Annotated in this window: 10 protein-coding genes; 8 read left to right on the top strand and 2 right to left on the bottom strand. The window is 72.0% G+C overall.

The features are described 5' to 3' along the window. On the top strand, window positions 1-1,224 hold a 1,224-nt coding region (locus C667_RS17680), incomplete at its 5' end, for a phosphoethanolamine transferase (protein ID WP_004372775.1). A gap of 4 nt (window positions 1,225-1,228) precedes the next feature. Further along, complete coding sequence (locus C667_RS17675; RefSeq protein WP_004372773.1) at window positions 1,229-1,975, top strand: phosphatase PAP2 family protein; 747 nt, start codon at window positions 1,229-1,231, stop codon at window positions 1,973-1,975. Between the two features lie 36 nt (window positions 1,976-2,011). Here the strand turns inward: C667_RS17675 and C667_RS17670 are convergent, their stop codons facing one another. Together C667_RS17670 and C667_RS17665 are read right to left on the bottom strand one after the other, a co-directional pair. Further along, window positions 2,012-2,569, bottom strand: a complete 558-nt coding sequence (locus tag C667_RS17670) for a cytochrome b/b6 domain-containing protein (protein ID WP_004372771.1) — start codon at window positions 2,567-2,569, stop codon at window positions 2,012-2,014. 65 nt (window positions 2,570-2,634) lie between these two features. Further along, window positions 2,635-2,892 carry a PepSY domain-containing protein gene (locus C667_RS17665; protein WP_004372769.1) on the bottom strand — a complete coding sequence of 86 codons (258 nt, stop codon included), beginning with the start codon at window positions 2,890-2,892 and terminating at the stop codon, window positions 2,635-2,637. Window positions 2,893-3,238: 346 nt separating this feature from the next. On the opposite strand from C667_RS17665, the gene C667_RS17660 reads away from it, so the two are divergent. The 6 genes from C667_RS17660 to C667_RS17635 all read left to right on the top strand — a co-directional run. Further along, entirely contained in the window at window positions 3,239-3,574 is a 336-nt protein-coding gene (locus C667_RS17660; RefSeq protein ID WP_004372767.1) for a hypothetical protein, read from the top strand. Window positions 3,575-3,679: 105 nt separating this feature from the next. Then, a complete protein-coding gene (locus C667_RS17655; protein WP_004372765.1) occupies window positions 3,680-4,348 on the top strand; it encodes a thermostable hemolysin in 669 nt (222 codons plus the stop codon). Continuing rightward, complete coding sequence (locus tag C667_RS17650) at window positions 4,332-5,849, top strand: AMP-binding protein (RefSeq protein ID WP_004372763.1); 1,518 nt, start codon at window positions 4,332-4,334, stop codon at window positions 5,847-5,849. The genes C667_RS17655 and C667_RS17650 overlap by 17 nt, the downstream gene beginning before the upstream one ends. After that, entirely contained in the window at window positions 5,846-6,499 is a 654-nt protein-coding gene (locus C667_RS17645) for an iron-containing redox enzyme family protein (RefSeq protein ID WP_004372762.1), read from the top strand. Before C667_RS17650 ends, C667_RS17645 begins: the two co-directional genes overlap by 4 nt. Window positions 6,500-6,510: 11 nt before the next feature. Next, entirely contained in the window at window positions 6,511-7,317 is an 807-nt protein-coding gene (locus C667_RS17640; RefSeq protein WP_004372761.1) for an SDR family oxidoreductase, read from the top strand. Beyond that, a partial coding sequence (locus C667_RS17635) for a tetratricopeptide repeat protein (protein WP_004372759.1) occupies window positions 7,314-7,969 on the top strand: 656 nt, incomplete at its 3' end. The genes C667_RS17640 and C667_RS17635, both read left to right, overlap by 4 nt.

The raw sequence follows: 7,969 nt of genomic DNA, 5'->3' as shown, positions 1-7,969 counted from the left end.
GCGCGCCTGCGCCGGCGCCCGCTGCGGCGCGCGCTGGCGGTCCGCGGTGCCGCCGTCGTGCTCGCGCTGGTCGTGGCCGCGGGCGCGCTCGGCAGCGTGTTCAAGGACTTCTCCGCGCAGATGCGCAACCACAAGGAGCTGCGCTACCTGATCACCCCTGCCGCGCCGCTTTGGTCGCTCGCGCGCGTGCTGAGCCGCGACGCGCAGGCGGCCAATCAGCCGCGCCAGCCCGTCGGCGCCGATGCCCGCCTGGGGGCGAGCTGGGCGTCGGCGAAGAAGCCGGCGCTGTTCGTGATCGTGGTCGGCGAGACCGCGCGCGCCGCCAACTGGGGGCTGGACCGCGGGGCGGGGCCGTCGCCCATCCGCGACACCACGCCCGAGCTCGCCCGCCGCGACGTCATCAACTTTCCTGACGTGACGAGCTGCGGCACCAACACCGAGGTGTCGGTGCCCTGCATGTTCTCGCTGCAGGGGCGGCGCGGCTACGACGAGGACGCCATCCGCGGCAGCGAGTCCTTGCTCGACGTGCTTCGCCACGCCGGCCTGCGGGTGGTGTGGAACGACAACCAGTCCGGCTGCAAGGGGGTGTGCGCCGGCGTGGAGAGCCTGCGTCCCGATCCCGCCGCCTTGCCCGCGCTGTGCGACGGCGAGCGCTGCCTCGACGAGGCCTTGCTCGAGAGCAGCCGGGCGCTGCTGCGCGACCCGCAGGGCAACCTCGTGCTCGTTCTGCACCAGCTCGGCAACCATGGCCCGGCCTACTTCCGCCGTTATCCGGAAGCCTTCCGCCGCTTCACGCCGACCTGCGATGACGAGGACCTGTCGAAGTGCTCCCGCGAACAGGTGGCCAACAGCTACGACAACGCGCTGAGCTACACCGACCACGTGCTCGCGCGCAGCATCGATCTGCTCGAGGAGCTGGCGTCGCGCTACGACACCGCGCTGCTCTACGTCTCGGACCACGGCGAATCGCTCGGCGAGAACGGCCTCTACCTGCATGGGCTGCCGTACTCGATCGCGCCCGCGGAGCAGACCCGGGTGCCGATGCTGATGTGGCTGTCGTCCGGATTCGCCGCGCGCAACCGGGTCGATGCGGCGTGCCTGCGTGCGCAGGCTGCCCGGCCCGCGAGCCACGACAACCTATTCCACACCGTCCTGGGCCTGCTCGACGTGCGCACCGCCGTCCGCGACGACGCACTGGACCTCGCCGCCCCCTGCCGGAGCTGAGCACATGCCGACCAACGAACTCGTCACCCCGCTGCCGGTGCCCGCGCTCGATGCGTCGCGGCGCTGGCTGCTCGCGCAGTCGGCGTTGCTCGGCCTCGGCGCGCTGCTGTTGTACTGGACCTTTGAGCGCACCGATCTGGATCGCCGCCTGGCACACGCGCTGTTCGATGCCGAGCTCGGTCTCTTTCCCCTGCGGCACAGCTGGTTCCTCGAGGCGGTGATGCACAAGGCGGCCAAGCAGGCCACCTACGTGCTGGTGGCGGCCAGCCTGTACCTGTGCTGGCAGGGCTGGCGCGGCCGGCTGGCGTGGCTGCCCGCGCGCAATGCACTGCTCGCGGCGATCGGCATGCTCGCGATCCCGCTCGCGACCTCGACCGCCAAGCTGCTGACGGCGCGCTACTGCCCCTGGGACCTCATCGACTTCGGCGGCTACGCACCCTATCTGGGCCTGTTCGAGGCTGCGCCGCCGGGGCTCAAGGCGGGGCAGTGCTTCCCGGCCGGGCACGCGTCGACCGGCTTCCTGTGGATCGTCTGGGCGGTGGCACTGCGACCGGCCGGACCGCGGGCGGCGCGCGCCGCCCTGGTGGCGGGCCTGCTCGCCGGCGGCATCCTCGGCACGGCCCGCATGCTGCAGGGCGCGCACTTCCTGTCGCACACGCTGTGGACGCTGTGGCTGGCGTGGGCGGCGAGCTTGCTCCTGGCGGTGGCCGTGCGCGCCGAGCTCGGCTTCGGCGATCGGCGCCGCGCGTGATGCGATCGGGCTGCGCCGGAGCGCAGCCCCTGTCCTTCAGCGCACGTCGACGCGGCCGTTCCGCGTGCGCTTGACCCCGGTGATCATCGCCCCGACCAGGTTGACCCGCTCCAGGCGCCCGATGACGATGGCCGCCGCGGCATGGATGCCAGCGAGCGCGATCAGGGTGGTGGCGAGGCCCGCGTGCAGCTCTTCCAGCCACTCCTCGCCCCAGAACAGGTCCGTGGTCTGCAGGAAGCCGGTCAGGCCCAGTGCGAGGACGAGCGTCATCAGCGCGAGCATCATCAGCGCGCCCAGGGGAGTGTGGCCGGGCTGGAAGTCATGCCTGCCGGCGCGGATCGCCGCCAAGTGGGCGCGCAGCCGCGCCGGCGTCGGGAAGAAATCGGCGAAGCGCGCGTGTGCGCTGCCGACGAAGCCCCAGACGAGGCGGGCGACGACGAGCGCCGAGGCGGTGTAGCCGACCAACTGGTGCAGCGTCTCGCCGTCATCGACGACGACGAAGTTCACGAGGACGCAGCTCACCAGGCTCCAGTGGAAGACGCGCACGAACGGGTCCCAGACCCGCAGGGCAAGATCGGAATCGGGCGGGGGCATGGCAGGCGCTCCTGTGGGGGTGGGGGAGGGCGGCGCACGATCGCGCGCCGCCCTCCGATGGCGACTCACTTGCGTTCGAGTTCGGCGCCGGTCTCGGGGTTGAAGTAGATCTCCACCTTCTTTCCATCCTTGTCGAAGCCGTAGATCTCGTAGCAGTCGTTCTTGGTGACCTTGAAGGTCTTGATCCTGTAGCCCTGGGCTTCGACCTTGGCCTTGAAGTCGGCCTCCTTCATCCACTTCTCCTTGGGGGCGGTGCAGGTGGGGCCGGCGAGGGCCGAGGTGGAAACGAGCGCGGCGGCGGCGAGGGCGAGAATGCGGTTCATGATGGTTCTCCTGTCTGTAGGTCGGACGCGTTCCGATCCGGAACACGGGCGCAATCTAAGCCGCTGCACATGAAGGGAAGCTGAACTCGCGGGTGCACGAAGAGGCGTGCCTGCGGGCGAGATCGGTCACATTCGCACCTTGCGGCGCTTACAGAAACCGATGCGCATCTCGACCCCGTGGAGTGGCGCAAGCCGCGAACGGGCGGCCCGGCGATTGACGCGCGTGCCGACCGCCACCTCCGCATTCGCGCCTGGCGGCGCTCCTACGGAAACCGTCGCCGATTCAGCGCGGGTTCAGGGTGGCGCGCGCAGAGTGGGTCCCGTCGCCAAACAACCGGAGATGATCATGACGACCCGACTCAGCCGCAATACGGTTTCCCTGGCCGCGCTGCTGGCCTTGTTCACGATCCAGGCCCACGCTGCCGAATCCAGTACCGGGGCCCCGGCCGCCGCGCCCATGCAGGCAGGCGCATCCGCCGGCGCGGACCCGTGTGCGCAGCTGCGTGCGCAGATCGCGGCGCAGGCGGAGATCCTGCCGCGCCCCAACGTCGAGCTGCTCGGCAAGGTCGGCGCCAACGAGCAGTGCCATTTCACCTCGGCCGAGACCTACCGCGCCGCGTGGGGCGCAAAGCCGCTGAACCTGCCCGAGCCGCGCGGCGGGGGGCATGACGAAGACGATTGAACACCGATGGAGGCGGCACGCGGTGTAGCCGCTGCCGCCTTAAGCTGCACTTAAGCCTGCGCGGTCAGGATCCGGTCCAGTTCTCATCAATGGACCCAGACACACATGGACCTCCCATGGCTCGATCATCCTTCCAGTGCCGCCCCTGGCTTGCAGCCCGCGGCGCGCAGCCTTCGCCTGCTCGAGGTCGATGAGGCGCGCCGCCGGGCGGTGGAAGACTTCGTGCGCGAACGCTTCGCGGCGCATTACCAGGCGCGGGTGCGCCAGTTCATGCCCCGGCTGTTTGCGCTCGAAGCCGCCGATGGCAGCCTCCACGGCGCGGTCGGCTGCCGTGGCGCGGCGGAGCAGGGGCTCTTCCTCGAACGCTATCTCGACGAGCCGGTCGAGCGCGTCATCGCGCGACGGACGGGAGCGCGGGTGGAGCGTGAGGGGATCGTAGAGGTCGGCAACCTCGCCGCCCACGGGGCCGGCACCGCGCGCCTGCTGATCATCGCGCTCACCCGCATCCTCGCCGCCGAGGGCCTGCGCTGGGTGTGCTTCACCGGCACGCCAGCGCTGATCAACAGCTTTCGCCGCCTCGGTCTCGACCCGCTCACGCTCGGTCCAGCCGATCCGCGCCGCATGGGGGCGGAACTTCCGGAGTGGGGAAGCTACTACGAGGCCGGCCCGCTGGTGATGGCGGGGGAGATCCCGGGTGGGGACCGCGCCCTCGCGGGCGCGGGTCGCTACCTCCCGTCCGAACGTGGAGGGCCGCTCCGTGCCGGATGCGTCTGAATCCTTCCTGGCCTGCCTCGTCCGCCATGGCGGGCGGCCCGCACTGCGGGGCGAGGGCGGGGAGCTCGCCTACGATCGCCTGCCCGAGGCCGTCGCCGCGTGCCGTGCCCTCCTCGACTCGGTGGGTGCGCGTCGCGTCGCGCTCGCGCTCGACAACGGCCCGCAGTGGGCGCTGTGGGACCTCGCGCTGCTCGCCGACGGGCGCGTGTGCGTGCCGCTGCCCGGCTTCTTCTCCCCTGCGCAGCAGGTCCATGTGCTCGACAGCGCCGGCGTCGACACGCTGATCGTCGATCCCGCCACCATCGCGGGCGCGGCGGGATTCCCGGGCTTTGCGGCGGTCGCGCCGGGCGTCCTGCAGCGCGCGCCGGCGCACGTCGCGACGCTGCCCGCGGGGACGGTGAAGATCACCTATACCTCCGGCACCACCGGCCAGCCCAAGGGGGTTTGCCTGAGCGCGGCGGCGCAACTCGCGGTGGCGCGCAGCGTGGCGCAGATCGGCGCGGCGTGCGCGGTCGAGCGTCATCTGGGTGTGCTGCCGCTGGCGACGCTGCTCGAGAACATCGCCGGGCTGTACGCCGGCCTGCTCGCCGGTGCGCGTGTGGAGCTGCTGCCGATGCGCACGATCGGCTTCAGCGGGGGCGGCGGCTTCGATCCGGCGCGCTTCCTGCAGACCCTGCATGCGCATCGACCGCATAGCCTGATCCTGTTGCCGCAGATGCTGCTCGCGCTCGTCGGGGCCGCCGAGCAAGGCCATGCGCTGCCCGCCGGGCTGCGTTTCGTCGCGGTGGGCGGCGGGCAGGTGTCGCCGCGGCTGCTGCAGCGTTCCGAAGCGCTCGGGCTGCCGGTGTACGAGGGCTACGGCCTGTCGGAGTGCGCCTCGGTGGTGTGTCTCAACACCCCGTCGGCGCGCCGTATCGGCACGGTGGGGCGGCCCTTGCCGCACGCAGGGGTGTGCATCGGCGACGACGGCGAGGTGCAGGTGCGCGGCGCGCGCATGCTCGGCTACCTCGGCGAGGCACCGCCGGCGGACGCGTTGGCGGCCCACGCGTGGCTGGGCACCGGCGACCTCGGCCATTTCGACGACGGCTTCCTGGTCCTGCACGGGCGCAGGAAGCACCAGTTCATTACCGCCTACGGGCGCAACGTGAACCCCGAGTGGGTCGAGGCCGAACTCGTCCAGCAGGGGCCGATCGCCCAGGCCTGGGTGCACGGTGAGGCCCGCCCCGAGAACCTCGCCGTGCTCGTGCCGCGCCGCGCCGACTGCAGCGACGTCGAGCTCGAGGCGGCGGTGGCCGCCGCCAACGCGGGCCTGCCCGACTACGCGCGCGCGCACCGCTGGCTGCGCGCCGAGGCGCCCTTCACCCCGGCAAACGGCCTCCTCACCGCCAACGGCCGCCTGCGCCGCGCTGCGCTCGCGGCGCACTACCTGCCGCGCAGCGGCGCCGATGGCGGCGCCCCGGGCGTCCACTTCACCTCCTTCAGCGACGAGACCGAAACATGAGCTTCTTCCAGCAACTCCAGGACCAGACCGTGGCCGAACGCGACATGCTGTTCGCCGCGCCGATCATCCAGCAGGCGCTCGCCGGCAAGGTCGCGCTGCCCAGCTACATCGCCTTCCTCACCGAGGCCTATCACCACGTCAGCCACACCGTGCCGCTGCTGATGGCCTGCGGCGCGCGCCTGCCCGCACGGCTCGAATGGCTGCGCGGCGCGATCGCCGAATACATCGACGAGGAGTATGGCCACCAGGAGTGGATCCTGAACGACCTCGCCGCCTGCGGCGCCGACCCCGAGGCGGTGCGCCGCAGCCAGCCGGCGCTGCCCACCGAGCTGATGGTGGCCTATGTCTACGACCGCATCGCGCGCCATAACCCGGTGAGCTTCTTCGGCATGGTCAACGTGCTCGAAGGCACCAGCATCGCGCTCGCCACCCGCGCGGCGGGGTCGATCCGCAGCAGCCTGGGGTTGCCGCCCGAGGCCTTCAGCTACCTGAACTCGCACGGCAGCCTCGACCTCGAGCACATGGACTTCTTCGCGACGCTGATGAACCGGCTCGACGAGGACGACGACCGTGCCGCGGTGGTGCACACCGCGCGCGTCGTGTATCGCCTGTACGGCGACATTTTCCGCGGCCTGCCGCTGGCGGCCTGAGGAGCGGCGCGATGGAACTGAACGGAAGCCGCGTGCTGGTCACCGGCGCGAGCGGGGGCATCGGCGACGCGCTGGTCGGGCAGCTTTGCACGGCGGGCGCGCAGGTGCTGGCGGTCGGTCGCGACGCCGACAAGCTCGCGGCCGCGCAGGGGCGCTTTCCGCATGCGCTGCGCGCGCTCGCCGCCGATCTCGCCACCCCCGCCGGCGTCGATGCGGTGGCTGCCGCGGCGCGGGATTTCGGCGGCGTCGACTGCGTGGTCCAGGCCGCCGGCCTCAACCGCTTCGGCCTCGTCGAGCAGCAGGACGACGAGGCCATCGCGGCCCAGGTCGCGCTCAACCTGGTGGCGCCGATGCTGCTCACCCGGCGCCTGCTGCCCTTGCTGCGCGAGCGCCCGCGCGCGCTGCTGCTGTTCGTCGGCTCGACCTTCGGCGCGATCGGCTATCCCGGCTTCGCGCCCTACAGCGCCACCAAGTTCGGTCTGCGCGGCTTCGCCGAGGCGCTGCGCCGCGAGCTCGCCGACGGCCCGGTGCGCGTGCTCTACCTGGCGCCGCGCGCCACCCGCACCGCGATGAACGCCGGCGCGGTGGTCGAGATGAACCGCGCGCTTGGCGTGGCGATGGACCCGCCGGCGCAGGTCGCCGCCGCGATCGTGCAGGCGCTGCGCGACGAGTCGCCCGAGCGCCATCTCGGCTGGCCGGAGCGATTCTTCGCCCGCCTCAACCGGCTGCTGCCGCGCGTGGTCGATCGCGCCCTGCGCGGACAGCTGGCCACCATCCAGCGTTTCGCCCATTCCGAACCGGAGGAAAACCGCCCATGAACATGCCCGACCACAAACCGTTCGCCACCGCGACACTCCGGCTCGCCCGCCGCGTCGCGCTCCCGCTCGCCTTTCCGCTCCTTTCCCTGCTGGCCGCGCCGGCCGCCTTCGCGCTCGCCGACACCGGCAAGGCCGAGCTCCAGGCCGTGCAGGGCCGCTGGGCCGACATCCACTACGGCCTGCCCGAGAAGCACCGCGAGGCGGCCTTCGCCGAGCTCGCCGAGCGCGCCGCGAGGGCGGTCGCCGTCGAGCCCGAGGCGGCCGAGCTGCGCATCTGGCACGCCATCGTCCTGAGCACCTGGGCAGGGGCGAAGGGCGGGCTCGGCGCGCTCGGCCTCGTCAAGGAGGCCAAGGCCGAGCTCGAGACCGCCCTGCGGCTCGACCCGCGCGCGCTCGACGGCTCGGCCTACACCAGCCTCGGCAGCCTCTACTATCAGGTGCCCGGATGGCCGCTGGGCTTCGGCGACGACGCGCAGGCCGAAAAGCTGCTGAAGCAGGCCTTGGCGATCAACCCCGGCGGCATCGATCCCAATTACTTCTACGGCGACTTCCTCTCGCGGCAGAAGCGCTACGCCGAAGCGCGCACGGCGCTGGAGAAGGCGCTCGCCGCCCCCGACCGCCCCGGGCGCGCGAGCGCCGACGCCGGCCGGCG

Source organism: Thauera phenylacetica B4P (assembly GCF_000310225.1).
Lineage (GTDB): Bacteria > Pseudomonadota > Gammaproteobacteria > Burkholderiales > Rhodocyclaceae > Thauera > Thauera phenylacetica.
Note: the sequence above shows the minus strand (reverse complement) of the source record. Positions and strands in the feature narration are given on the sequence as shown.

Excerpts from the sequence above, each read along its gene's own strand:
- C667_RS17670 (WP_004372771.1), bottom strand. The coding sequence starts at position 2,569 with ATGCCCCCGCCCGATTCCGATCTTGCCCTGCGGGTCTGGGACCCGTTC.
- C667_RS17665 (WP_004372769.1), bottom strand. The coding sequence starts at position 2,892 with ATGAACCGCATTCTCGCCCTCGCCGCCGCCGCGCTCGTTTCCACCTCG.
- C667_RS17640 (WP_004372761.1), top strand. The coding sequence starts at position 6,511 with ATGGAACTGAACGGAAGCCGCGTGCTGGTCACCGGCGCGAGCGGGGGC.
- C667_RS17645 (WP_004372762.1), top strand. The coding sequence starts at position 5,846 with ATGAGCTTCTTCCAGCAACTCCAGGACCAGACCGTGGCCGAACGCGAC.
- C667_RS17675 (WP_004372773.1), top strand. The coding sequence starts at position 1,229 with ATGCCGACCAACGAACTCGTCACCCCGCTGCCGGTGCCCGCGCTCGAT.
- C667_RS17660 (WP_004372767.1), top strand. The coding sequence starts at position 3,239 with ATGACGACCCGACTCAGCCGCAATACGGTTTCCCTGGCCGCGCTGCTG.
- C667_RS17655 (WP_004372765.1), top strand. The coding sequence starts at position 3,680 with ATGGACCTCCCATGGCTCGATCATCCTTCCAGTGCCGCCCCTGGCTTG.